The 24,982-nt window shown below is 66.1% G+C and carries 24 protein-coding genes; 10 read left to right on the top strand and 14 right to left on the bottom strand.

The window, feature by feature from the left end; translation table 11 throughout:
* Positions 1-2: 2 nt before the first annotated feature.
* Positions 3-998 carry a helix-turn-helix domain-containing protein gene (locus tag SPR01S_RS11725; RefSeq protein ID WP_084251131.1) on the bottom strand — a complete coding sequence of 332 codons (996 nt, stop codon included), beginning with the start codon at positions 996-998 and terminating at the stop codon, positions 3-5.
* Positions 999-1,112: 114 nt separating this feature from the next.
* Positions 1,113-3,389, bottom strand: a complete 2,277-nt coding sequence (ptsP, locus tag SPR01S_RS11720) for a phosphoenolpyruvate--protein phosphotransferase (RefSeq protein WP_066589814.1) — start codon at positions 3,387-3,389, stop codon at positions 1,113-1,115.
* A gap of 215 nt (positions 3,390-3,604) precedes the next feature.
* On the opposite strand from ptsP, the gene SPR01S_RS11715 reads away from it, so the two are divergent.
* The 3 genes from SPR01S_RS11715 to xth are packed head-to-tail and all read left to right on the top strand — an operon-like array spanning position 3,605 to position 6,166.
* Positions 3,605-4,858: an NRAMP family divalent metal transporter gene (locus SPR01S_RS11715; RefSeq protein WP_066589813.1), complete on the top strand. Its 1,254-nt coding sequence runs from the start codon at positions 3,605-3,607 to the stop codon at positions 4,856-4,858.
* A gap of 28 nt (positions 4,859-4,886) precedes the next feature.
* Positions 4,887-5,390, top strand: coding sequence for a DUF421 domain-containing protein (locus SPR01S_RS11710; RefSeq protein ID WP_066589811.1), 504 nt, complete (start codon positions 4,887-4,889; stop codon positions 5,388-5,390).
* Complete coding sequence (gene xth, locus SPR01S_RS11705; RefSeq protein ID WP_066589845.1) at positions 5,390-6,166, top strand: exodeoxyribonuclease III; 777 nt, start codon at positions 5,390-5,392, stop codon at positions 6,164-6,166. The genes SPR01S_RS11710 and xth overlap by 1 nt, the downstream gene beginning before the upstream one ends.
* An 18-nt stretch (positions 6,167-6,184) precedes the next feature.
* Here xth and SPR01S_RS11700 read toward each other — a convergent pair whose 3' ends face one another.
* The 3 genes from SPR01S_RS11700 to hrpB are packed head-to-tail and all read right to left on the bottom strand — an operon-like array spanning position 6,185 to position 9,406.
* Positions 6,185-6,586, bottom strand: a complete 402-nt coding sequence (locus SPR01S_RS11700; protein ID WP_066589810.1) for a nuclear transport factor 2 family protein — start codon at positions 6,584-6,586, stop codon at positions 6,185-6,187.
* Positions 6,583-6,864, bottom strand: coding sequence for an ETC complex I subunit (locus tag SPR01S_RS11695; RefSeq protein WP_066589808.1), 282 nt, complete (start codon positions 6,862-6,864; stop codon positions 6,583-6,585). The genes SPR01S_RS11700 and SPR01S_RS11695 overlap by 4 nt, the downstream gene beginning before the upstream one ends.
* Before the next feature lie 10 nt (positions 6,865-6,874).
* On the bottom strand, positions 6,875-9,406 hold the full coding sequence (gene hrpB, locus SPR01S_RS11690; RefSeq protein WP_066589806.1) for an ATP-dependent helicase HrpB: 2,532 nt from the start codon (positions 9,404-9,406) through the stop codon (positions 6,875-6,877).
* A gap of 89 nt (positions 9,407-9,495) precedes the next feature.
* On the opposite strand from hrpB, the gene SPR01S_RS11685 reads away from it, so the two are divergent.
* Positions 9,496-10,479, top strand: a complete 984-nt coding sequence (locus SPR01S_RS11685; protein WP_066589805.1) for a cation diffusion facilitator family transporter — start codon at positions 9,496-9,498, stop codon at positions 10,477-10,479.
* A 30-nt stretch (positions 10,480-10,509) separates the two neighbouring features.
* Here SPR01S_RS11685 and SPR01S_RS11680 read toward each other — a convergent pair whose 3' ends face one another.
* Positions 10,510-11,385: an MBL fold metallo-hydrolase gene (locus SPR01S_RS11680; protein ID WP_066589804.1), complete on the bottom strand. Its 876-nt coding sequence runs from the start codon at positions 11,383-11,385 to the stop codon at positions 10,510-10,512.
* A 144-nt stretch (positions 11,386-11,529) separates the two neighbouring features.
* On the opposite strand from SPR01S_RS11680, the gene SPR01S_RS11675 reads away from it, so the two are divergent.
* Complete coding sequence (locus SPR01S_RS11675) at positions 11,530-12,309, top strand: sulfite exporter TauE/SafE family protein (RefSeq protein ID WP_066589803.1); 780 nt, start codon at positions 11,530-11,532, stop codon at positions 12,307-12,309.
* Between the two features lie 316 nt (positions 12,310-12,625).
* Here the strand turns inward: SPR01S_RS11675 and SPR01S_RS11670 are convergent, their stop codons facing one another.
* Positions 12,626-12,898: a hypothetical protein gene (locus SPR01S_RS11670; RefSeq protein WP_066589800.1), complete on the bottom strand. Its 273-nt coding sequence runs from the start codon at positions 12,896-12,898 to the stop codon at positions 12,626-12,628.
* Positions 12,899-13,197: 299 nt separating this feature from the next.
* On the opposite strand from SPR01S_RS11670, the gene SPR01S_RS21570 reads away from it, so the two are divergent.
* Positions 13,198-13,368 (top strand): hypothetical protein, encoded by a 171-nt coding sequence (locus SPR01S_RS21570; protein ID WP_157082180.1) that lies wholly within the window; start codon positions 13,198-13,200, stop codon positions 13,366-13,368.
* Positions 13,365-13,580, top strand: coding sequence for a hypothetical protein (locus SPR01S_RS11665; RefSeq protein ID WP_066589798.1), 216 nt, complete (start codon positions 13,365-13,367; stop codon positions 13,578-13,580). Before SPR01S_RS21570 ends, SPR01S_RS11665 begins: the two co-directional genes overlap by 4 nt.
* A 36-nt stretch (positions 13,581-13,616) precedes the next feature.
* Here the strand turns inward: SPR01S_RS11665 and SPR01S_RS11660 are convergent, their stop codons facing one another.
* Entirely contained in the window at positions 13,617-14,633 is a 1,017-nt protein-coding gene (locus SPR01S_RS11660; protein ID WP_066589797.1) for a polyprenyl synthetase family protein, read from the bottom strand.
* 103 nt (positions 14,634-14,736) lie between these two features.
* Between SPR01S_RS11660 and SPR01S_RS11655 the strand changes: the two genes are divergently transcribed.
* Complete coding sequence (locus SPR01S_RS11655; RefSeq protein WP_066589796.1) at positions 14,737-15,021, top strand: chorismate mutase; 285 nt, start codon at positions 14,737-14,739, stop codon at positions 15,019-15,021.
* A gap of 231 nt (positions 15,022-15,252) precedes the next feature.
* Here the strand turns inward: SPR01S_RS11655 and SPR01S_RS11650 are convergent, their stop codons facing one another.
* The 6 genes from SPR01S_RS11650 to SPR01S_RS11625 form a co-directional block, all read right to left on the bottom strand.
* Positions 15,253-16,260: an aldo/keto reductase gene (locus SPR01S_RS11650; protein WP_066589795.1), complete on the bottom strand. Its 1,008-nt coding sequence runs from the start codon at positions 16,258-16,260 to the stop codon at positions 15,253-15,255.
* The gene (locus tag SPR01S_RS11645) at positions 16,257-17,594 is read right to left on the bottom strand and encodes an MFS transporter (RefSeq protein WP_066589793.1); all 1,338 of its coding nucleotides are present in this window, start codon (positions 17,592-17,594) and stop codon (positions 16,257-16,259) included. The genes SPR01S_RS11650 and SPR01S_RS11645 overlap by 4 nt, the downstream gene beginning before the upstream one ends.
* Before the next feature lie 121 nt (positions 17,595-17,715).
* Positions 17,716-18,114, bottom strand: a complete 399-nt coding sequence (locus tag SPR01S_RS11640) for a Zn-ribbon domain-containing OB-fold protein (RefSeq protein ID WP_218016748.1) — start codon at positions 18,112-18,114, stop codon at positions 17,716-17,718.
* Positions 18,111-19,265, bottom strand: a complete 1,155-nt coding sequence (locus SPR01S_RS11635) for a thiolase family protein (RefSeq protein ID WP_066589791.1) — start codon at positions 19,263-19,265, stop codon at positions 18,111-18,113. The genes SPR01S_RS11640 and SPR01S_RS11635 overlap by 4 nt, the downstream gene beginning before the upstream one ends.
* A complete protein-coding gene (locus tag SPR01S_RS11630; protein ID WP_066589790.1) occupies positions 19,262-20,914 on the bottom strand; it encodes an AMP-binding protein in 1,653 nt (550 codons plus the stop codon). The genes SPR01S_RS11635 and SPR01S_RS11630 overlap by 4 nt, the downstream gene beginning before the upstream one ends.
* 210 nt (positions 20,915-21,124) lie before the next feature.
* Positions 21,125-22,279 carry an acyl-CoA dehydrogenase family protein gene (locus SPR01S_RS11625; protein ID WP_066589843.1) on the bottom strand — a complete coding sequence of 385 codons (1,155 nt, stop codon included), beginning with the start codon at positions 22,277-22,279 and terminating at the stop codon, positions 21,125-21,127.
* Positions 22,280-22,422: 143 nt separating this feature from the next.
* Here SPR01S_RS11625 and SPR01S_RS11620 point away from each other — a divergent pair, with 143 nt between their 5' ends.
* A complete protein-coding gene (locus SPR01S_RS11620) occupies positions 22,423-23,424 on the top strand; it encodes a fumarylacetoacetate hydrolase family protein (protein ID WP_066589788.1) in 1,002 nt (333 codons plus the stop codon).
* Positions 23,425-23,676: 252 nt separating this feature from the next.
* Complete coding sequence (locus SPR01S_RS11615; RefSeq protein ID WP_066589786.1) at positions 23,677-24,963, top strand: 3-methyl-2-oxobutanoate dehydrogenase (2-methylpropanoyl-transferring) subunit alpha; 1,287 nt, start codon at positions 23,677-23,679, stop codon at positions 24,961-24,963.
* Positions 24,964-24,982 lie beyond the last annotated feature (19 nt).

Raw genomic sequence — 24,982 nt, 5'->3', positions numbered from 1 at the left:
GCCTAAGGCGCCGATGTCGGCGCCGCGGCGGGCAAGGATACCGGATCGGGCGTCGCCACCGGGCGCGGCGTGGCCGATGTGGTGGGCTTGTCGCTCGGCTTGCGGAAGAAGTCGGGCACCTCGTTCGCTCCGGGGCGCTTGGCCGGCGTCGCGTTCGGCGTCGGAGCCGCGGCGGGCGGAGTCGGCGCAGCCGCAGGAGCGGCCGGAGCGGCGGCAGTCCCGCGCGCCTGCAGCGCCGCGGCGCTGATCGGCATGTCCTTGATCGGGCGCTTGCCGTCACCCAGCGCCGGCACCGCCGATCCGTTGATCGTCACCTGCAATTTGTCGGGCCGGCCGATATTGATCATCGGATTGGCCGCGTCGGACGGCAGCGAATATTGCTCGCCCGGCTGCATCGTCTTCTGGATCAGCGTCTTGCCGGTCGCGTCATAGACCCGCAGCCAGACCGCGTCGGTCGCGGTCAGCACGACCTGGCCGCCGGCGACCGGGGCGGGAGTCGCTTCGGGTGCAGCGGCGATGCTGGGCGACGCCTCGGGCGTGGCGAGCGGCGCGGGCTCCTCGCCAGTGCCGCGCAGCCAGGTCGTTCCGTACCAGATGCCGACGCCGACCAGCAGCACCAGGGCGATGATCGCGGCGATGCCGGCGATTCCGCTCGACGGCACGCGGCGCGGGTCGGTCGGCTCATATTCCTCGAACCGCGTCGTCGGCGACAGCGGCATTTGCGGACTCTGGCGCAGTTCGGCGGCGATCGCGCGATCGTCGAGCCCGACGGCACGCGCATAGGTCTTGGTGAAGCCGATGGCATAAGCCGGCGACGCCATGCCCTCCATGCGGTTATTCTCGATCGCCTCCAGGTGGCGCATCGGAACGCGCGTCCGGTTGGCGATATCGGCCAGGGTCAGCCCCTGCGCCTCGCGCGCCTCGCGCAGCTTGTCACCTACGGTCTTGGGGAATAGCGACGCCTGATCGGGAGCGCCCGCCGCTTCGTCCTCGTCCATCACCTTCTCCGGCGGGTAGGGGTTTGCGACCTGGGGATGGCCACCCGCCGATACCGGCTGTCGGCCAAAGCGGGTAAGACTGTCAACGGCGCGTTGGCGCGTTTCGCCCCCGGCTCAGGCCAATTCGACATGGTTTTCGGCCGCCCAGCCGGCCAGCGCGGCGCGCAGGCCGCGCGGCGGCTTGGCCAGCAATTCGTCCATGAAGCGCATCGCCTTGCCGCGATCGAGGCTGCGCACCATCGCCTTGATCGGCCCGACCGCCGCCGGGGTGATCGACAGCCGCTCGATTCCCAGCGCGATCAACGCCATCGCCTCCAATGGCCGCCCGCCCATCTCGCCGCACACCGTCAGCGCGACTCCCGCTTCGTTGCACGGCGCCACCACGCGCCTCAGGAACCGCAGAATCGACGGCGACAGCCAGTCATAACGCTCGGCCAGCTTGGGATTGGCGCGGTCGGCGGCGAACAGGAACTGGGTCAAATCGTTGGTGCCGACCGACAGGAACTGGATGTTGGGCAGCAACAGATCGAGCTGCTCGGCCAGCGCGGGCACTTCGAGCATCGCGCCATAGCGAATCTCGCTCGGCAGCCTTTTGCCGCGCTTGCCCAGCCATTCGCGCTGCGCCTCGAACAAGGCCTTGGCCTCGTCGAGCTCCCAGGCCTCGCTGACCATCGGAAACATGACGTTGAGCGTGCGGCCCCCAGCGGCCTCGATCAGCGCGCGCGCCTGGGCCTTCATCAGCCCGCCGCGTTCGAGCGCGAGCCGTAGCGCGCGCCAGCCCATCGCCGGATTCTCCTCATCTTCGTCATGATGGTTGAGATAGGGGAGGGCCTTGTCGCCGCCGATATCGACCGTGCGGAACACCACCGGCTTGTCGCCCGCTGCGTCGAGCACGTCCTTGTAAAGGCGCAATTGCCGTTCGCGCTGCGGCAAGGTTGCCGACACCAGGAACTGGAATTCGGTGCGGAACAGGCCGATCCCGTCGGCGCCGGTCACGTCGAGCGCGGCGACATCGTCGCGCAGCCCGGCATTGACCATCACCGTCAACCGCTCGCCGTCGAGCGTGACTGGCGCTTCCGATTTCAGCGCCGCGAACGCCGCGCGGCGTTTCTGGCGGACGAGGAGCTTGGCGTCGAACGCCTCTTCCATCGCTGCCGACGGCCGCACCAGCACCGACCCGGCCTCGGTCACGTCGAGCAGCAGCAGGTCGCCGTCGGCGATCGTCTGGCGGACGCCGCGCACGCGTCCCAGCACCGGGACGCCCATCGCGCGCGCGACGATCGTCACATGCGCGGTCAGCGAGCCTTCTTCGAGCACGACGCCTTTCAGCCGGCGCCGGTCATATTCGAGCAATTCGGCCGGGCCCAGATTGCGCGCGATCAGGATGGTATCCTGCCTCAGGCCCAATTGCGCCGCGGTGCCCATCTGCCCCGACACGATGCGGAGCAGGCGATTGGACAGATCCTCCAGGTCGTGCATCCGATCCTGGAGCAGGGGGTCGCCGATCTGGCGCATGCGCATCCGCGTGCGTTGCTGGACGCGCTCGATCGCCGCCTCGGCGGTCAGGCCGGAATCAATCGCCTCGTTGATCCGCCGCGACCAGCCCTCGTCATAGGCGAACATCTTGTAGGTCTCGAGGACCTCTTCATGCTCGCCGTCCAGCCCGAATTCGGCCTGTTGCGCCATGCGGTCGATCTGCTCGCGCATCTTGTCGAACGCGGCATAGACGCGGTGACGCTCGGCCTCGATATCCTCGGCGACGGTATGTTCGATGGTGATGCGCGGCTGGTGATAGACGGCATGGCCGATCGCCATCCCCTCGACCAGCTTGAGACCCTCCAGCCGCGTCGCCGCGGTCGATTGCGGGCGCGTCGCGGCGTCGCCGCGCTGGTCGATCAGCCCGGCATTGGCGATCAGCTCGCTGAGCACCATCGCGACGGTCTGCAGCGCCTCGATCTCGACATCGTCATATTTGCGCGGTTCGGCATGCTGTACCGCCAGCACCCCGACCGCTTGTTCGCGGCGGATGATCGGTACGCCGGCGAAGCTGTGGAACTCGTCCTCGCCGGTTTCGGGGCGATAGGCGAAATCGGGATGCGACGCCGCCTCGTCCAGGTTCAGCGTCTCGACATTCTTGGCGATCGTGCCGACCAGGCCTTCGCCCAGCGCGAGCTTGGTGACGTGCACCGCCGCCTGGTCCAACCCGCGCGTCGCATAGAGTTCGAGCAGCCCCTCGCGCAGCAGATAGATCGAGCAGACCTCGCTATCCAGCGCCTCGCCGATGATCCGCGCGACCGCGTCCAGCTTCGCCTGCGCGGACGATCGCGCCGCCATCACATCGTGCAGGCGGACCAGGATTTCTCTTGCGGACGCAGCGGCGGTTAGCGGCATGGCGAAAGCGCTAGCAGGTTGGCGGGGGCGGCGCCATGACCCGACATTCGAAGAATTTATACGGCATGGCCAAGTACAAGATCAGTCATGCCTGGCCTCGTCCCCGCCATGTGTGCAGCCGCCATCGCAAGACCTGCCGGCATAGATTGATCATCGCGGCGGAACCGGATGCGCCCGTCAAATGCTGTACCGCTAATATAAGTCAGGGGAACGGCATGGCTCTCAAGAAATTCTTCGAAAAACTGGGTCCCGGTCTGGTCACGGGAGCGGCCGACGACGATCCGAGCGGCATCGCCACCTATTCGCAGGCCGGCGCCGCCTTCGGTCCGGTGTTGTTGTGGACGATGGTGCTCACCTATCCGTTGATGAGCGCGGTGCAATTGATCAGCGCGCGCATCGGCCGGGTAACGGGACGGGGCCTTGCCTGGAATCTGCGCCGGGTCATGCCGCGATGGGTCGTCATGATCCTGGTCGGGCTGTTGTTCGTCGCCAATACGATCAATATCGGCGCCGATCTCGCCGCGATGGGCGACGCGGCCCAATTGGTTGCAGGCGGGGGCGGCCATCTCTTCACGATCGGCTTCGCGATTGTCTCGCTGCTGCTCCAGCTGTTCATTCCCTACCGCAAATATGCGTCCTTCCTGAAATGGCTGACGATGGTGCTGCTTGCTTACGTGGCGCTCATCTTCATCGTGAAGGTCGATTGGGCCGCGGCGCTGCACGGCATGGTCGTCCCGACGATCCCCGGGACCGCGGCGGTGACCATGATCGTCGCGATCTTCGGCACCACGATCAGCCCGTATCTGTTCTTCTGGCAGGCATCGCAGGAAGTCGAGGAGATCGACGTCGTCGAGGAGCGCGAGCCGCTCAAAAGGTCCCCGGAGCAGGCTGCGGACGCCGAGATCCGCATGCGCTACGACACGTTCGCCGGGATGGCGATTTCGAATCTCGTCGCCATCGCCATCATGCTGGGCACCGCCGCCACGCTCCACGCCTCGGGCAAGACCGACATCCAGACCGCGGCCGACGCGGCCAAGGCGCTGGAACCGATTGCCGGCCACTTCGCCTTCGCGCTGTTCAGCCTCGGCATCATCGGCACGGGCATGCTCGCGGTGCCGGTGCTCGCCGGATCGGCCGCTTATGCGATCGGCGAGACCGCCGGCTCGGAAACGGGGCTCGAGCTCCAGCCGCACCAGGCCAAATTATTCTATGCCGTGATCGGCGTCGCCATGGCGCTGGGCGTCGGCATCGACTGGTCGCCGATCAGCCCGATCAAGGCGCTGTTCTGGAGCGCGGTGATCAATGGCGTCGTTGCCGTGCCGATCCTGATCGGAACGATGCTGGTCGTGTCCCGGCGCTCGACCATGGGCGACTTTACGGCGTCGAAAACGTTGAAGCTGTTCGGCTGGGCGAGCACCGCCGTGATGGGCGCGGCGGTCATCGGAATGGTGGTCCTGCCGTCCAGCTAGCGAGTGGGGCAGAGGGAAGGAGGCAGCGATGTCTTGGTTGACCGCTCTGGTCGGACCCGATGACGGTAGTGCCGCGACATGGCAATTCTGCGTCCGAGCGTTGCTGTTGCTGCCCTATGGCATCCTCTGCATCCGTATCGCCGGCCGGCGGACCTTTTCGAACCTGACGCCGCTCGACATTTTCGTCGCGATCGTCGTTGGATCGAATATCAGCCGAACGATGACAGGCCGGGCACCGTTCCTGCCGACCCTGGCCGCGACGCTGCTGCTCGTCGTGCTGCATCGCATGCTGGCCATGGCGACGGTACATTCGAACCTGCTGGCACGGTTCATAAAGGGGCGTCCGGTCGAACTGGTTCGTGACGGCAAGATCGATCGCGCGGCGTTGCGCTCAAACCATCTCAGCGACGATGATCTGATCGAAGCGCTGCGGATGGAACAGACGGTGCGGGTGGAGGATGTCGCGCTCGCGACCTTCGAACGCGGTGGCAAGATCAGCGTGGTGCCAAAGTCGAAGGCGCGGGAGGCGTGATACGGATCGCGACTTATAACGTGAATGGCGTGAATGGGCGGCTTCCCGTCCTGCTGCGCTGGCTGTCCGAAGACCGGCCGGATGTGGTTTGCCTTCAGGAATTGAAGGCGCCGGACGACCGCTTCCCGGAATCGGCGCTGAAGGATTTGGGTTACAACGCGATCTGGCATGGCCAGAAAAGCTGGAACGGCGTCGCAATCCTCAGTCGGGTGGGCGAAATCCACGAAACCCGCCGCGGATTGCCCGGCGACCGCGCGGACGATCAAAGCCGTTATCTCGAAGCCGCGATCAACGGCGTCATCATCGCTTGCCTCTATCTGCCCAACGGCAATCCGCGGCCCGGACCCAAATTCGATTTCAAGCTTCGCTGGTTCGAGCGGCTGACACGGCATGCCCAGTCGCTGCGCGACGCGGGCGTGCCGGTTGTCATCGCCGGCGATTTCAACGTCATGCCGACCGAGCTCGACGTCTACAAACCCGAACGATGGCTGGACGACGCGCTGTTCGCGCCGGAGGTTAGGAAAGCCTATGCCGCCCTGCTGGAACAGGGCTGGACCGACGCGCTGCGGTCGCGCCATCCCGGCGAGCACATCTATACGTTCTGGAAATATTTCCGCGGGGCCTTCGAACGCGATGCCGGCCTGCGGATCGATCACATCCTGCTCAGTCCCGACCTGGCGCCGCGGCTGGTCGATGCGCGGGTCGAGAAGCGCGTGCGGGCCTGGGAGAAGACCAGCGACCATGCGCCCGTCTGGATCGAGCTCGCGGACCGATGAACGGACAATGCCGCGGGGTCAGGCCTTCGGCTTGGGCTTCGCGGCCGTCTTTTTCACCGGCGCGCGGCGCTGGGGCGCGGCGAACGTCGCGCTGTCCCAATAGCCGCGCTGGAGCGCGATGCGGCCGTCGATCACATGGAAGAAGCCGCAGCCGAGCCGGTCCTGCGGATCCTTCCATTCCAGGATCGCCCATTCGCCGTCCTCGAAGAGGTTGACCGGTACGCATTCCATCTGGGTGCCTGCGAATTCCTTCACGAACATCGCGTGGATCGCGTCGCGGCCTTTGACCGGGTGCAGGGCGACCTGATGGTTGGTGGCGTCGTCATGATAGAGCGCGGCGAGCGCATCGGGGTCGGCGGCATTGAAGGCCGCGATCCAGCGCCGCACCACGCCCTTGGGCGTAGCAATGGGAAGGCTCATCGGAAGTTGTCGGCGTAGCTCTGAAGTTTGAGCGTGCGCGTCGGCGCCGGCACGACGTGAAAGGCGAGCCCGACCTTTTCCGCATAGGCCTGCGCGGCCTCGGCCGTGGGAAAGGTCAGCCGGACCTGTTCGCGCGTATCGCCCGATCCGGCCCAGCCGGTGAGCGGATCGGCGCGCTTGGCCTCGGCGGGCTCGAATTCGAGAATCCAGCGATCGGTCCGGTAACGTCCGGACTGCATCGCGTTCTTGGGACGCTGATAGATACGGGCGGTAGGCATGGCGTTTCCCTTATCCTGACTTTCCGAACCTTGCATCGGCTTTTTTGGTCCTCAGCGTCGGGTTGGCGGCGGCCGGATCGTCGGGCCAGGGATGTTTGGGATAGCGCCCGCGCATTTCCTTGGCGACCGCGGCCCAACTGCCCGCCCAGAAACCGGGCAGATCGCGCGTGGTCTGGATCGGACGTCCGGCCGGCGAGGTCAGGCTCAGCACGAGCGGCACACCATTGGCGACGGTCGGGTGCGTGGCGAGCCCGAACAAGGCCTGGGGGCGAAGCTCGACGGTCGGGCCGGCCTCGGCGGCATAGTCGATCGCATGGCTCGATCCCGCCGGCGTCTCGATCCGCGCGGGGGCGATACGGTCGAGCGCGCGCATCGCGTCCCAGCCGGCCAGATTGCGCAGCGCCTCGGCGAGATCGGCGTCGCTCAATTGCGACAGACGGCGCTTGCCGTCGAGCAGGGGGGCGAGCCAGTCGTCAAGGCGGGCGGCGAGCGTCTCGTCGTCGAGCGCCCAGTCCCAGCCGTGCGCGGTGGCGAAGGCCGCGCGCTGGCGCAGCGCGGTCGACGCCTCTCCCCAAGGCAGCAGATGCAGGCCATGGTTGCGGACGCCGTCAACCAGAGCGGCGGCGATCGCGACCGGATCGGCATTGCTATCGGGTCCGCGCGACAAAGCGATCGCGCCGAGGCGGCGTTCGCGCCCTGCCTCGACGCCGCCGGTCGCAGGATCGAACGCGAAGGTGCGGCGGGTTTCGATATGGTCCGCGAACAGCGTCTCCACGGTCGCCTGGTCGATCGCCGCCGCCGACAGGATGCGCGCGCCGGCGGCGATGCCCTGCGTCTCGGCGACCGCGAGCCATTGCGCGGTGGCGAGCGGATCGGTCGCGTCGAGCTTGAATCCACGCCCACCGACCGAAGCCCAGCGCTCGCCGGAGGAGTCGCGGCGGCGGGAGACGCGATCGGGGAAGGCGAGAGCGATGGCGATGGCTGTCTCTTCTCCCCTCCCGCTTGCGGGAGGGGCAGGGGGAGGGCGTGTTGCGTCCTTCCCACGGTTGTCGACATGCCCTCCCCTAACCCCTCCCGCGAGCGGGAGGGGAATATTGGCCCACCGTTCGGCCAACTTACGCGCGCTCTCCGCACGCCGCCCTCGCTCCGTTCGGAACCTGCGGGCTCGCGTTTCCAGATCGGTCCCCGGGCCACCTAACCCGCGTTCTCCCAGCAGGACCGCAACCTCCGCCGCTTCCTTCGCCAGCCCTATCTCCCCCGCCCGCACCAGCATGTGCGCGAGCCGCGGCGGCATCGGCAGTTTGGCGATCGCGCGACCATGCGGCGTTGGGCGGCCGTCGGTATCGAGGGCGTCGAGGATGGCGAGGCGGGCGCGTCCCTCCGCCACCGCGGCTTCGGGGGGTGGGTCGAGCCAGGCCAGCGTGCGTGGATCGGCGACTCCCCAGATCGCGCAATCGAGCACCAGACCCGACAGATCGGCTTCGAGGATTTCGGGCGGATCGAAGCGCGGTAGCCCGGCGGTCGCGGCTTCTTCCCACAAGCGATAGGCCACGCCCGGCCCTTGCCGGGCCGCGCGGCCGGCGCGCTGGGTCGCGGCGGCCTGGCTGGCGCGTTCGGTGACCAACCGCGTCATCCCTGCGGCACGATCGTAGCGCGGGCGGCGGGCGAGCCCCGAATCGACCACCACGCGGATGCCGTCGAGCGTCAGGCTGGTCTCGGCGATACTCGTCGCCAGCACGAGCTTGCGCATCGCGTCGGGCTCGGCAGCGATCGCGGCGCGCTGGTCGGCCGGCGCGATCGTGCCGTGGAGGCGATGGAGGCGCACCCCGGGCAGGTCGCCGAGCCGGTCGGCGGCGCGCTCGATTTCGGCGACACCGGGCAGGAAGGCGAGCACGCCGCCTTGCTCCCCGCGCAGCGCCAGCCGGATCGCTGCGGCGACCTCATCCTCGATCCGCGCCTCGCCGCGCCGGCCGAGATAACGCAGGTCGAGCGGATAGCTGCGTCCTTCGCTCTCGATCACCGGCGCGTCGCCCAGCAACGCCGCGAAGCGCGCGCCGTCCAGCGTCGCGGACATGGCGATAAGGCGAAGGTCGGGGCGCAGCGATCCCTGCGCGTCGAGCGCCAGGGCCAGGCCGAAATCGCTGTCGAGATTGCGTTCGTGGACCTCGTCGAACAGCACCGCCGCGATTCCGGCGAGTTCGGGATCGGCCTGGATTCGCGCGACGAAGATGCCCTCGGTCACCACGGTCACACGCGTCGCGGCCGATCGCTTGCTGTCCATCCGCGTCGCATAACCGAACGTCCTGCCGACCGGTTCGCCCGCCAGCGCCGCCATCCGCTCGGCCGCCGCGCGTGCCGCGATACGTCGGGGGCTGAGCAGCAGGATCTCGCCGCTGCACCAACTCTGGCCGAGCAGGGCGGGTGCGACCGCGGTCGTCTTGCCCGCGCCTGGCGGCGCCACCAGCACGGCATTGGCGCTGGATTCAAGCGCGGCGAGCAGCTGCGGAAGAACCGTTTCGACAGGAAGCTTTATGGGCTGCATCGGCAATCGTGACGCTGTGGCAGAAACTTTCCGGCGATGACAGCCCGGCGTCCTAGTATCTCCTGCCTTTGGGGTGCTAGGCAGCCAGGATGCACGGGCCGCACGACCATAATCACGCTCACGGCGACGACCATGGCCACAAGCATGACCATGGTCATAAGCACGGCCACGGCCACAAGCATGGTCATGGCCACGGACATGGCGGGCATAGTCACGGCCCGCTGACGTTCGACCGCGCCTTCGCGATCGGCATCACCCTCAACATCCTGTTCGTCGTCGTCGAATTCGGTCTGGGTTTCATTGCCCATTCGGTCGCTTTGATGGCGGATGCCGGGCACAATCTGTCCGACGTGTTCGGGCTATGCGTCGCCTGGGGCGGTGCCACGCTGGCGCGGCGCGGGCCATCGAAGCGCTTCACCTACGGGCTCAAGGCCTCGACCATCCTGGCCGCCTTGATCAACGCATTGCTACTGCTGATGGCGATGGGCGCGATCGTGTTCGAGGCGGTGACGCGGATCGGCGATCCCGCGCCGGTCAAGGGCGCGGTGGTGGTGGTGGTCGCCGCGGCCGGCATCCTGGTCAACGCTGCCTCGGCCTGGCTGTTCGTTCGCGGGCAGAAATCGGACATCAATCTGCGTGGCGCCTATCTGCACATGGCGGCCGACGCGACCGTCTCGGCCGGGGTGATGCTGGCCGGCGTGGTGATCTGGTTCACCGGCCTGGAATGGATCGATCCAGTCGTGTCGATCGTCGTCTCGGCGATCATCTTCTGGCAAACCTGGGGCTTGCTGCGCGAAACGATCGAAATGTCGCTGAACGCCGTCCCGCGCGGAATCGACTATGACGAGGTCAAGGCGGCGCTGGCTGCGATGCCCGGCGTCAGCGCGACCCACGACCTCCATATCTGGCCGATGTCGACCACCGAAACGGTGCTGACCGCGCATCTGGTGATGACCGAGGAACGGGGGCCAGAGTTCCTTGGAGACGCAGCGAAGATGCTCCATGATCGCTTCGGCATCGCGCACACCACGATCCAGATCGAACACGGTGCCGATTGCGGGACCGATTGCTGATTCGCGCCGTTTCAGCGTCGCTGAAACAAACTAAGGCCGCGCCGGCTTCGAGCGCACCGGAATCTTTAGATAGGACACGCCATTGGCCTCTGCCTCGGGGAAGCGGCCGGCGCGGATGTTCACCTGGATCGACGGCAGCAGAAGCCGCGGGACGGCCAGTGTCGCGTCGCGCGCTTCGCGCATGGCGACGAATTCGTCTTCCCTGATGCCGTCGCGCATATGGACATTGTGACGCCGCTGATCGCCGACCGTGGTCTCCCAGCGATACTTGTCCCGGCCCGGCGCCTTGTAATCGTGGCACAGGAACAGGCGCGTATCGTCGGGTAGAGTCAGCAGCTTGCGGATCGAGCGATAGAGTGTGCGCGCGTCGCCGCCGGGAAAATCGGCGCGCGCGGTGCCGTAATCGGGCATGAACAACGTATCGCCGACGAACACCGCGTCGCCGATGCGATAGGCGACATCCGCCGGGGTGTGCCCCGGGAGGTGCATCACTTCCACTTCCAGCGTGCCCAGCGCGAAACGCTCGCCGTCGTCGAACAATCGGTCGAAATCGGATCCGTCGGTCGCCAGCGTGTCCATGGCGAAGACGGGGCGGAAGATCCGCTGGACGTCGCGGATGTGCGAGCCGATCCCAATCCATGCCCCGGTCGCCAGCTTGATCAGCGGCGCTCCCGAGAGGTGATCGGCGTGGGCATGGGTTTCGAGGATCATCTCGATCCGCCAGCCAGCGTTGCGCGCGGCATCGAGGATAGTGTCGACCGACCGCGCGTCAGTCTCGCCGCTTGCGGGATCGAAGTCGAGGACCGGGTCTATCACCGCTGCGGCGCGCGTCGCCGGATCGCCGACCAGGTAACTTACCGTATTGGTCGGTTCGTCGAAGAACGCCTCGATGAAAGGGCTGGACATGATGACCTCCTGAATGTCTTGAATATATATTAGATCATCCTAATATTTCAATGACTGATAGGAGGCGGGAATGCCGGGACCTCAACGCTGGAGTTTTGCCATGACCGCTGCCGCATCCGGACCGGCCGATCCCCGGTTGCCGTCGTGACCGTCGCGACCATTGTCGCCGCGCTCGTCTCCGGCGGGTTGATCGGCATCGTGCTCGGGCTGGTCGGCGGCGGTGGTTCGATCCTGGCCGTCCCGTTGCTGGTCTATGTCGTCGGCATGAAGTCGCCGCATGCCGCGATCGGAACCGCCGCGGTCGCTGTTGCCGCCAACGCGCTGGTCAGCATGATCGGCCACGCCCGCGCTGGCACGGTCAAATGGCGATGCGCCGGCGTCTTCGCGACGGCCGGCGTCGTCGGCGCGGCGCTGGGCGCCGCCTTGGGCAAGGCGGTCGACGGCCATCGTCTTCTGTTCTTGTTCGGATTATTGATGATCGGCGTGGGCCTGTCGATGCTGCGCGGGCGTCGGTCCATGGAGGCGCCCGACGTGCGACTGACGCGCGACAGCGCCGGCCATTTGTTGCCTCGGTTGGTCCCGACGGGGCTGGGAGTCGGGCTGGCGGCCGGGTTCTTCGGCATCGGCGGCGGATTCCTGATCGTTCCCGGCCTGATCGCCGCGACGGGGATGTCGATGGCGAGCGCGGTCGGTACGTCGTTGGTGGCCGTCGCCGCGCTCGGCCTGACGACTGCATCCTCCTATGCGCTATCCGGTCTCGTCCAATGGGACGTCGCAGCATTGCTCATCACGGGTGGCGTCGGCGGGGCGGCGATCGGCATCCTGCTCGGGCGCCGGCTGGCGGCGCGCAAGGGTCTGCTTGAGAAGCTGTTCGCCGCCGGCGTGATCGCGATCGGTGCCTATATTGTGCTGATCGGCTCTTGATTTAGCCGGGCCCCATATCGAAACGGGCCCGAGCAATTCTGTATTCCGTCGGTAATGCCCGCCCCATTGCGGCCCGATCGCGGATCCGGGCGGCGCCGAACGCTCCGAGGAGGGATCAGCCCGGTTGCTTGACCGGCGTGCCCTTCGCAGAGGGATTGGAAGCGTTGAGCTTGGGCGGCTCCGGCTTCTTGGGTTTACGGATTTCCTTGTTGCTCTTGCGTTGGCCTTTAGCCACGTCATTTCTCCTCGAAGGGCTTCACAACATGATGCCGGACTGTCGATCGAACCGATCGGCCGGTCAGCGAACCGCTGGGTCCTAGCGGACGACCCGCGCCCAATGCTGACGCGTCACGGTGCCGGCCAGGATCTTGTTGCCGAACACGCGGCGCATCGCCTCGGCATCGTCGCCGTTCATCATCACGACGCGGGTCCCGCCGCTGGGAAGCGATTCGATCGCGCTGATCTTGGTCTGATGCTTCGTGCAGAGAGTTTCGACCGCACCTCGATCGAGCGAGACGTTGATCGCGCGGCCGGGGCCAGGGTTGCTCCAACTGTCATGGCCATTGGTAGCGGGAATGGTCGGCATCATCGGCTTGCTCCTTGAATTAGCGGGAGCACGAACCTCTCTCAGTCGCGCCGGTGCTGAGGGCGGAGAGCGCGATATAAAGCCTTTAGTCCTCGTGGTGACTAAAAGCCATGTAATTCGTCTCAAAAACGCTCCCGGTGCGAATTGATGCGAGCCGAATCACAAAGTGTGCTATTAGAAATCATCACCTGATCGATTTCGCAGGCATCTTGTGACCGTGAGCACCTTCGCTTTCGCCTGCTAAAGAGAGGTGCCCTTTGGACACGAATTATCTTCTACGGCGCGAGCAAATCTCGCTAATGATGGCTCGTAAAGCGGGCTGCTCCTCGTCGCGGCTGGCGCACGCCGGGCTCGCGCGAGCCTATGGCGCGCTGCTCGCAGCCGGGACGTTTCCGCACCGCAATTTCAACCTCGCTCCGGCCGACGATCTGGACCCGAGCGAATCGCCCGATCGTGGCCGCGCCGACGCGTGAACGATCGGTCCGCGGAGCAGCTGTCGACGGTTGAGCGCGCCTTTGAGTTGGCGCGGTCTGGCAGTTGCGGCACGGTCGACGATATCCGGCGGGCGCTGACGGTCGACCGATATCCGTCGGTTCAAGCGCATCTGGCGGGCCCATCGATCCGCCGCGCCTTGCTCGCCTTGTGCAAGGCGGCCAACGCCGCGAACGACCCCGACACCTTCTGACAAAGACGCGTCCGCTTCAGGCGTACGACGTTTCGTTCAATAGGCTCTTGCCACCGCGAATTCGACCGCTTCGGTCATCGCGTCGCGCGCCTGGCCCGGGGAGAAGCCGGCAATCGCATCGATCGCACGCTGACCGTAATGACGTGCGCGCGCCAGCGTGTCGTCGATCGCGCGCGTCGCGCGAACCAACTCGACGGCATGTGCGAAATCCTCGTCCGACGCGCGATGACCCAGGATTGCGTCTTTCCAGAACTTGCGGTCCTCCTGGTTGCCGCGCGCATAGGCCAGGATGACCGGCAAGGTGACCTTGCCTTCGCGGAAATCGTCGCCGGTATCCTTGCCCATCGTGCCGGCGTCGGACACGTAATCGATCGCATCGTCGACCAGCTGGAACGCGACGCCGAGGTTGCGGCCGAACGCGTCGAGCGCCTGCTCCTCGCTCTCCGGCCGCTCGGCGACGACCGCCGCGATGCGGCAGGCGGCGGCGAACAGAGCGGCGGTCTTGGCGCCGATGATGTCGAGATAGCGTTCCTCGCCCAGGTCGACGCGGCGCGCCGCGGTGAGTTGGTCGACTTCGCCTTCGGCGATCACTGCGCTGGCGTTGCTCAGGATCTTCAGGACTTTCAGGCTGCCGTCCTCGACCATCAGCTCGAACGAGCGGCTGAACAGGAAGTCGCCGACCAGAATCGACGCGGGATTGCCCCAGATCAGGTTCGCGGTGCGCTTGCCGCGGCGCAAATCGCTGCCGTCGACCACGTCGTCGTGGAGCAGAGTCGCAGTGTGGATGAACTCGACCGTCGCGGCCAGGCGGTGGTGGCGGTTGCCGGTATAGCCGAGCAGCCGCGCGCTCGCGAGCGTCAGCATCGGGCGCATGCGCTTGCCGCCGCCGGCGATCAGGTGACCGGCAAGCTCGGGAATCAGCGGGATGTCCGACTGCATGCGGTCGAGGATCACCGCGTTGACCAGGTTCATGTCCGACGCGACCAGCTGCATCATCGGCTCGAGGCTGGGCTGCGGCCGGGTCGGATCGAGGCGATGGATCGTTGCGCTCATCTTGGCGGCGGCTCTGGCCGAGAGGGACGCGGAAGGCAAGCACGGGTTGCGCATCCTGGCCTGCATGCGCAGAAGGCCGCCACGAATCGAGGGGAGCCGCCAGATGAGCGACGACGTGCTGGACGCCTATCGCAGCAGCATCGATAATATCGATGCCGCGCTGATCCACATGCTCGCCGAGCGGTTCAAGGTGACCCAGGCGGTCGGCCGCTACAAGGCGCAGGCGGGGCTGCCGCCGGCCGATCCCGGCCGCGAGGAGCGCCAGATCGCCCGGTTGCGGCAGCTGGCGGAGGAAGCGCGTCTCGATCCCGAATTCTCGGAGAAGTTCCTGCGCTTCATCATCGACGAAGTGATCCGCCATCACGAACGGCTGCGCGACGAGGCTTGAGGCTGGGGCCTAAGACGCGATCTAGTCCGAAACGGCGAAAAGGCGTATAAGCGCCAAGCGGCGCGACCCCATGCCGGAAACAGAGCAAAGGCGCGCCTGGGGAGAGGTGCGATGCATGGCTTCCACGCATCGGAAAGCCAGTGCAGCTATGGTCTGGCGATGCATCTGGTCAGTTTTGCGCTGGCCGGGCTTATCTTGGGCGTCGTGCTGCTGATCGGTTAGCCCGATCGTTCAGGCGGCCAGTTCCTCGCCGGGCAGTATCTCGGTATCGATCTGCGCCTGCGCCGGAGCAGCGTAGCGCGGGCCGCGGATATTGCCGTCAAAAACAGCGTCGACCGCCTTCACCAGATCGTCGGAAACGCTAATCGTCGCGGCGCCGAGATTCTCCTCGAGATGCGCCGGACTGCGCGTGCCGGGAATAGCGATGATATGCGGCCCACGCGCCAGCACCCAACCGAGTGCGAGTTGCGCCGAAGTCATGCCGGCATCGGCCGCCAACGCGTCGAACCTCGCGACGACTTCCAGATTGTGGCGCAGATTGTCGCCGAGAAAGCGCGGCATATGGAGGCGGATATCGCCTGGTTCGTAGGCGTCATCGCGCACGCCCCGCGCCAGCATGCCCCGCGCCACCGGTGAAAAGGCGACGAAAGCGATGCCGAGTTCGCGGCAGGTGTCGAGCACCGCGACTTCCGGGTTGCGGACCATAGCCGAATATTCGCTCTGCACCGCCGCGATGGGGTGTACCGCATGGGCGCGTCGGATCGTGGCGGCGCTCATCTCCGACAGGCCGATCGCACCGATCTTGCCCGCCTCGACCGCGCGCTCGAGTTCGCCGACCGACTCCTCGATCGGCACCTTCTTGTCGAGCCGATGGAGGTAATAGAGATCGATATGATCGGTTCCGAGCCGGTCGAGCGCCCCGTCGAGCGTGCGGCGGATCGCTTCGGGGCGGCCGTCAAGCACACGCTTGCCGTCGACCATGTCGAGCACACATTTCGAGGCCAGCGTGAATTCGGCGCGGCGGTGCATCACCGCTCTGCCGATCAGCCGCTCATTGGCGCCCACGCCGTAGAGCGCCGCGGTATCGAGCAAGGTTACGCCGAGATCGAGCGCGCGGTTGAGCAACGCCGCCCCCTCTTCATCGCTCGGCTGCACACCATAAGCATGGCTGAGATTCATGCAGCCCAGCCCAATCGCCGAGACGGAGAAGGGGCCGATCTGTCGGGTCGGTAGCGTCATGCCGATTCGCTTTCTGGGAGGAGAAGGTCGTCGGTCACTATCGCCGCGGCGCCGCGCTGGCGAGGTTCTCTCACGCGAAAGACGAGCAGCAGGATCGCGATGCACAGGAAGCCGAACGACAGCCACAGGACCGGCGGGTAGCCGAGCTTCCATGCCATCAGCCCACCGAGCAGCGGCCCGATCGCCGAGATCGTGCCCTCGATCGTCGTCGACAGAGCGAGCCGCATCGCGACATCGGCGCGCTCGCCGAATTCGAGCACCATCGTCTGCTGGCTCATCTGATAGCCGCAATTGCCGGCGCCGAGGCAGCAGAAGGCGGCGAACACCGCCCAGGGATGGTGGACCGTCAGCAGCAAGGCGATACCACCCGCCCAAAAGGCGGCGGCGAGGGTGAAGGTCGAGCGATAGCCGGTGCGGTCGCCAAGATGCCCCCAGGCGAGGTTCGACACCGTGTCGGCGCCGAGATAGGCGAGCGACAATTCGCCGATGACGATCCCCGACAGTCCGAGCTGGCTGCCGGCATAGAGGATATAGAACGGCCCCCCGATCCGCGCGCAGACGCAGCACGCCTCGGCCAGGATGAACCAACGATAGCCGCGATCCTCGAGCAGGGTCGGGAAAGTCTTCACGCGGTCGACGAAGCGCATCGGCGAGCGCACGACCGGCGGGATCGGCTCGACCATGCGCAGCTGCAGCACGGTGAGCCCCAGGCTGGTCAGCACGAAGGCGAGGAAGAAAGTAGTGGCATAACCATTGCCCAGCACGTCATTCTGGATCAGCCAGCGTCCCGCGACATAGGACAAGGCTGCCGCGATCAGCCCACCGGTGATGTTGCGATAGGCCTGCAACCGCCCGCGGCGATGGATCGGGATCACTTTCGCCATCAGCATCTGGAAGGCGACGCGCTGGGTGCCGTTGAACGCGCCGAGGAGGAAGAACAGCCCGAGCGTGACGAGCAGGAGCGCCTCGCCGGTGAGGAACCAGCCCGCCAGCGCCAGCCCCAGGATCATCACCCGCATCATCGTGCCGGCGCGGATCGAATAGGGCAGGATGCGCTGCTTGGTCTCGAATCGCGACGCCGCGAAGATCGGCGAGATGATCGCGCCGAACTGGAGCAGCGATGTCCCGAGCCCGACCAGCGCGTCCGAGCCGGTCAGGCGGTGGATATAGGTCGGGATGAAGGTCGGCGCGTAGATCAGCCGGAACCCGGTCATGCCGAGCATGCCGTGGATGAAATGCGCGGTGTAATTGCGGCGAAGATTGGCCTCGACGAACGCGGCGTATTCGGCTTCGCGTTGGGCGAGGGGGCGGGAGTCTGCCGCTACTTCCGTCATGCCGGCCTTGTGCCGGCATCCACCGGGAGGCAGGCACGACCCCTAAATGGAGAGGACTCAGCCTGCGGCACGGCGGCCCCCGGCACAAGGCCGGGGTGACGGAGGAAGAGGGGCATGGTCGCTACGCCACTTCAGGCGCGAACATCGGGACCGGCGGACCGCCTTCGGTCGGCGTGAACTGCACCGTCACCCGCTGGCCGATCGTCAGCCGGTCATGATCCTCGGCCGCGATATTGGTCAGCGCTGCCGGCCCCTCGTCGAGCGTCACCCACGCCAGCGTGTACGGCGTGCCGGCCCCACGTCGCATCGTCGACAGCGAGTAGATCGCGCCCTTGCCGGCGCTCTCGACCCAGCGGGTCTCGGCAAGGCAGAAGGGGCACAAGGCGCGCGGGTAATAATGCGGCTGGCCACAGGCGTCGCACTGGCCGATCAGCAATTTCCCCTCGGCGGCGGCGTCGAAGAAGCGCTGATTCTCGACATTGGGCTGCGGCGCCGGGATCTTGCGGGTCTCACTCATCATTGCCGCTCCAGGATCAGGGTGGCGGCACCATGCCGCGCGCCGAGCGCACCGCCGATGCCGGTGGCGACGGCGAGGCCGCAATCGGGCACTTGCACCGCGGAATGCGCCTCGCCGCGCAATTGCCGGACAGCCTCGATCACCTTGGTGATGCCGCCGCGATTGGTTGGATGGTTGTTGCACAGGCCGCCGCCATCGGTGTTGAACGGCAGCTTGCCCGACCCCGAGATGAGGTTGCCATCGGCGACGAAACGTCCGCCTTCGCCTTTCTTGCAGAAGCCGAGATCCTCGAGTTGGATCAGCACGGTGATGGTGAAGCTGTCGTAGATCGAGGCATATTGGATGTCGGCCGGGGTCACGCCCGCTTCGGCGAACGCCGCCGGCCCCGACACGGCCGCCGCCGACGTCGTCAGGTCGAGGTTCATCCCGCCGCGCGGCCCCTTCACATGCTCGCCGGCACCGCGCACCGCGACCAGGGGCCGTTTGAGCGACTTGGCGACCTCGGGCGAAACGACCAGCAACGCGCCGCCGCCGTCCGACACCACGCAGCAATCGAGCCGATGCAGCGGGTCCGAGATCATCGGCGAGTTGATCACGTCCTCGACCGTGACGACGTCGCGCAGCATCGCGTGCGAATTGTATTGGGCGTGATGTGACGCCGCGACCTTGACCCAGGCAAGCTGTTCGGACGTGGTGCCATATTCATGCATGTGCCGCGCGGCGCACATGCCATAGCTGTTGTGCGTCGATTGCCCGACCCAGCCCTCGAACGCCGCCTCGGGCGCATTGCCCAGCTGGCGTGCGAACGGCTCCGAGCGCGGCCGGCCGGCGAGCGTGATCAGCGCGACCGAGCACTTGCCGGCGGCGATCGCCTGGGCGGCGTGGCTGACGTGCAGGATGTAGGACGAGCCGCCGGTCTCGGTCGAATCGACATGACGGACGTTGAGGCCGAGATAATCGACCATCGACATGCCGCCAAAGCCCGGCGCGTCGCCCGCGCAGAAATAGCCGTCGACATCCTTCAGGCTCAGCCCGGCATCGGCGAGCGCCCCGGCGGCGCATTCGGCATGGAGCTGCGGCGTCGATTTGTCGGGCGCGAGCCGGGTGGGATGTTCGTACGCGCCCGAAATATAGGCCTTGTTCCTGATACTCACGCCGCCCCCTGTTTCTCGTCCGATGCCGCGCCAAATGACGCCAGCGCCCGATCCTTGACCGCCTTGTAATCGAGTTTGCCGTTCGGCGCCCGGGCGACGCTGTCAACCACCAGCACGTGGCGCGGCGCCTTGTAGATCGCCAGCTGCCCCTTCACATGGTCGCGCAACTCGGCCTCGTCCGCCGCTGCTCCCGGATGCGGTTCGACCAGCGCGACGATGCGCTCGCCGAACCGCGGGTCGGGCACCCCGGTCACCGCCGCGTCGCGCACCGTTGGATGGCGCTTGAGCGCTTCCTCGACTTCCTCCGGAAACACCTTCTCGCCGCCGGTATTGATGCATTGGGAGCCGCGGCCGAGGATGCGGACAATGCCGTCGGCATCGACCGTCGCCCAGTCGCCGGGCATCGACCAGCGCCTGCCCTCATAGGTCGGGAAGGTCGACGCGGTCTTGGCCGGGTCCTTGTAATAACCGAGCGGAATATGCCCGCCGACCGCGAGCCGCCCGCTCTCGCCCGAGCCCGGCTCGACCCGCCGCCCGTCTTCGGTGAAGATCGCGCAATCGGGGCCAAGCGCGAAGCTCGCGGTGGCGGTCTCGCCGCTGGCATTGGTGGTGGAGATGCCCATGCCGAACGCCTCGGACGACGAATAGGAATCCATCAGATGGACCTGCGGCATGTGGCGGATCAGGCCGAGCTTGTTCTCGCGGTTCCACATCGCGCCCGACGAGCCGATCACGAATACCGAGGAGAGGTTCCAGCGGCCCGGATTGGCATCGAGCGCCTCGAGCAACGGCTGAGCGAAGGGCTGGCCAACGATCGTGATCCGTGTCGCGCGCCAGTGTTCGACCGCATCCCACATCGCTTCGGGGTCGAACTTGCCATGCGGCAGCAAGATCACGGTGCCGCCGAAGCCGAGCGCGCCGAATGCGGCGATCAGTCCGGTCGCGTGCATCAGCGGCGGCGCGATCAGCGCGCGCGGCTTGATCGGGGTAGCGCGCGCGCGCGGCCCGGCATCCTTGGGCTTATCAAGCGGCGGGATGCCGAGCAGAGGATTGGCGCCATAGCCGCCCTTGGCGAACAAATCGCCTTGCTGCCACATCACTGCCTTGGGCATGCCGGTGGTGCCGCCGGTGAAGATCAGCAGCAGATCCTCGTCATGACGCCCCCAAGGGGCGACGACCGGGCGATCGTTGGGGACGGCGGCAGCGAGCGTCGCGAAACCCTGCGCCCAATCCGGCACCGCCTCACCAGCGCCCGCGACCGCGATCCAGCTCTTCACGCCCGGCATCTGTCCGCGCACGCGGTCGAGCAGCGGGGCGAAACCCGCTTCGAACACCACCGCCTCGGCGTCGCCATTGTCGAGCAGGTAGCGGACTTCTTCCGGCCCGTAGCGATAGTTGACGTTGAACGGCGCCAGTCCCGCCTTGAACGCCGCGAAACAGGCGATGAGATATTCGGGGCAATTGGTCGTGTAGATCGCGACCTTGGCCTGATGCCCCAGCCCGGCAGCGAGCAAGTGCGCGGCGAGCGCATCGGCGGCGGCATCGAAGTCGGCGAAGCTGACGACGCAGTCGCCCTGGACGATTGCGGGTTCGTCGGGAATCGCCGCCGCGACCGATTCCCAGACATTGGCATAGCCCCAGGCGCTCACCGCTCGGAACCTCGGGTACGGAAGGCTTGCATCCGACTCTCCCAGTTGCCGCGCGATTCTTTCGCTGACGCTACGGCCTCTTGGAACGCGATTGGAAGATCGGGTATGGAGCGTCAAGAGGCCGTGATGAAATAATCGCCGTTCCGGTCGCGGTAGAAATTTCCGAGCGCCCGGAGCGTGGCTCGACACCTCGGAAGTGCGGACGGTGCCTTACAGCGACCGTCCGATCAGCTCCTTCATGATCTCGTTCGTCCCGCCGTAGATCCGCGACACGCGTGCCGCGCGCCACATCCGCGCGATCGGATATTCGTTCATATAGCCGGCGCCGCCATGCAGCTGGAGGCATTTGTCCATGACCTCCCATTGTAGCTCGGTGTGCCATAGCTTGGCCGCCGCGCCCTCGGTCGGGGTCAGCTCGCCTTTCAAGTGCCGCTGGATCGCCCAGTCGAGATGCGCCCAGCCGACCTGCAACTTGGCGGCAAGGTCGGCGAGCACGAAGCGCGTGTTCTGGAAATCGAACACCATCCCGGCGAACGCCTTCCTCGTCTTGGTGAACTCGACCGTCTCGTCGAACGCCTTTTGCGCCGATGCCTGGGTGCCGATCGCGATCGACAGGCGTTCCTGCGGGAGCTGGCTCATCAAATAGATGAAGCCCTTGCCTTCCTCACCCAGGCAATTGGTCATCGGCACGCGGACGTCCTCGAAGAACAATTCCGACGTGTCGGCAGCGTCCTGACCGATCTTGTCGAGCTTGCGTCCGCGCTTGAATCCCTCGCGATCGGCCTCGACCAGGATGATCGACATGCCCTTATAGGCGGGCTTGGCGTCGGGATCGGTCTTGGCAACGACCAGCACCAGGTCGGCGTTCTGGCCGTTGGTGATATAGGTCTTGCTGCCATTGACGACATAATGATTGCCGTCCTTCTTCGCTGAGGTGCGGATCGCCTGCAGGTCGCTGCCGGTGCCCGGCTCGGTCATCGCGATCGCGGTGATCGTCTCGCCAGAGACGAGTCGCGGCAGCCACTGCTTCTTCTGTTCTTCCGAACCATAGGTTTCAAGATAGCCGCTGACGATGTCGGATTGCAGCGAGAAGCCGGCGGGGACGCCGATATACGACATCTCCTCGTCGACGATGGCATTATAGCCGAAATCGAGGCCGAGCCCGCCATATTCCTCGGGCACGGTCGGACACAGCATCCCGATCTCGCCCGCCTTGCGCCAGAAGTCCTTGGGGACCAGCCGGTTGTGCTCCCATTCGTTGACGTGCGGCACGCCTTCCTTCTGCAGGAACGAGCGGACGGTTTGGCGGAACGCCTCATGATCCTCGTTATAGGCGAAACGGCCGGGAACACTGTCGGGGGTCATCATCCTCTCCTTAGGTCCTTGATTGAAACCTTTCGGCCAACGTGCGGGCAGTTTACGCAACCGTCAACCCGTTCGGCGCCGTCCCGGCTTTCGCGCGGCCCCGAATTGGGTCTAAGGCGGGGGTAACGTTTTCAGGAGAGCGCATGAAACTCGCCAGCCTCAAGCACGGCCGTGACGGCAAACTCGTCGTCGTGTCGACCGACCTCGCCTGGTATGCCGACGCCGGGCATATCGCGCCCACACTGCAAGCCGCGCTCGACGATTGGGATCGACTCTCGCCCGATCTCCGCAATCTGCAGACCGACCTAGACCATGAGGTAATTCCGCGCGAGCGCTTCCACGAACATGACGCGGCGTCGCCGCTGCCGCGCGCCTATCAATGGGCCGACGGCTCGGCCTATGTGAACCATGTCGCATTGGTTCGACAGGCACGAAACGCCGAGATGCCCGAAAGCTTCTGGCACGATCCGCTGATGTATCAGGGCGGCTCGGACGGTTTTCTCGGTCCGCGCGACCCGATCCCGCTCGCCGACGAAAGCTGGGGTTGCGATCTCGAGGGCGAGGTTGTGGTCGTGACGGGCGACGTGCCGATGGGCGCGACGCGCGAGCGGGCGCTCGATGCGATCGTGCTCGTCGGCCTGACCAACGACGTCAGCCTGCGCAACCTCATTCCGGGCGAACTCGCCAAGGGATTCGGCTTCTTCCAGTCCAAGCCGGCCAGCGCCTTCTCGCCGGTGTTCGTGACCCCCGATTCGCTCGGCGACTGGTGGAAGGACGGAAGGCTCCATCGCAAGCTGATGGTCGATCTGAACGGCGAACCGTTCGGCCGCGCGGAAGCGGCGGAGGACATGACCTTCGACTTCGGGACGCTCGTTGCGCACGCGGCGAAGACGCGGAAGCTCGGGGCGGGGACGATCATCGGCTCGGGCACCGTCTCCAACCGCGATGCGGATGGCGGCCCCGGCAAGCCGATCGCCGATGGCGGCGTCGGCTATTCGTGCCTGGCCGAGATTCGCACGGTCGAGACGATTCGCGACGGCGCGGCCAAGACGCCCTTCCTCAGGAAAGGCGACACCGTCCGCATCTGGGCCGAGGACGATCGCCATCATCCGATCTTCGGCGTGATCGAACAGACGGTGGAATAGATACTCCCATACCGTCACCCCAGCGAAAGCTGGGGTCTCACGCTTATCGCGATTCTCTTGAGACCCCAGCTTTCGCTGGGGTGACGATAGTTGAGCTGAGATGACGGGCTTTATCCGCTCGTCACAGCCTGGTTGCCGGGCGGTATGCCGACCCTCTCCACGCAAGACTCGCCAAGTCCGTTGAAATTTTATAACAACGGCGCAAAGGCCGCGCCGAAGCGTTGTGGCGCTTGAGTCGAACCTGGAGAGAGCATGGCCAGCGAGCATCCGCGCGCCAATTTGAAGCCCCTGTCGCTGCACGTGCCGGAACCGAAATTCCGCCCGGGCGACACGGTCGATTTCGGCGAAGTCGACGTCCCTCCCGCCGGTTCTATCCGGCGGCCGGACACCGCCGACAAGGCACAGACCTTCACCGACCTCGCCTATACGATGATCCGCGTCCTCGACGAGGATAACCGCGCGGTCGGACCGTGGGATCCCAAATTATCGCCCGATGCGATGCGCCGCATGCTCCGCAACATGGCCTTGGTCCGCGCCTTCGACGAGCGCATGTTCCGCGCTCAGCGCCAGGGCAAGACCAGCTTCTACATGAAGAGCCTGGGCGAGGAAGCGGTGTCGATCGGCGCTGCCGCCGCGCTGGCCGACGACGACATGTGTTTTCCGAGCTACCGCCAGCAGGGCATCCTGATCTCGCGCGGTTGCCCGTTGGTCGACATGATGAACCAGATCTATTCGAACACCGGCGACAAGCTGCAGGGCAAGCAGCTGCCGATCATGTATTCCGAACGCCGCTTCAGTTTCTTCTCGATCTCGGGCAATCTCACCACCCAATATCCGCAAGCGGTCGGTTGGGCGATGGCCTCGGCCTCGCGCGGCGACACGCGGATCGCGTCGACCTGGTGCGGCGAGGGCTCGACCGCCGAAGGCGACTTCCACTCGGCGCTGACCTTCGCGACCGTCTATCGCGCGCCGGTCATCTTCAACGTCGTAAACAACCAATGGGCGATCAGCTCGTTCTCCGGCTTCGCCGGGGCGGAAGCGACGACCTTCGCCGCGCGCGCCATCGGCTATGGCATTGCCGGCCTGAGGGTCGACGGCAACGACGCGCTGGCGGTCTATGCGGCGATGTCCTGGGCGGCCGAGCGCGCGCGGACCAACCAGGGCCCGACCCTGATCGAGCACTTCACTTATCGCGCCGAGGGCCATTCGACCTCGGACGACCCGACGCAATATCGCTCCGCGGGCGAGCCGACGGCCTGGCCGCTCGGCGACCCGGTGACTCGGCTCAAGGACCATCTGATCGCGATCGGCGAATGGGACGAGGAGCGCCATGTCGCGCAGGACAAGGAACTCGCCGAGATGGTGCGCGACGCGCAGAAGGAAGCCGAAAAGAACGGCATCCTCGGCCACGGCCTGCACCAGCCGCTCGACAGCCTGTTCGACGGCGTGTTCGAGGAAATGCCCTGGCATCTGAGGGAACAGCAGCAGCAGATGCTGAGCGAAGAAGAAGCATCGGGGCGGCCATGGGCACGGAAGTGAAGCAAATTTCCCTCTCCCC

The sequence above is a fragment of the Sphingomonas pruni NBRC 15498 genome (assembly GCF_001598455.1).
GTDB lineage: Bacteria > Pseudomonadota > Alphaproteobacteria > Sphingomonadales > Sphingomonadaceae > Sphingomonas > Sphingomonas pruni.
The sequence above is the reverse complement of the archived record's forward strand: the minus strand, read 5'-3'. Positions and strand labels throughout refer to the sequence as shown.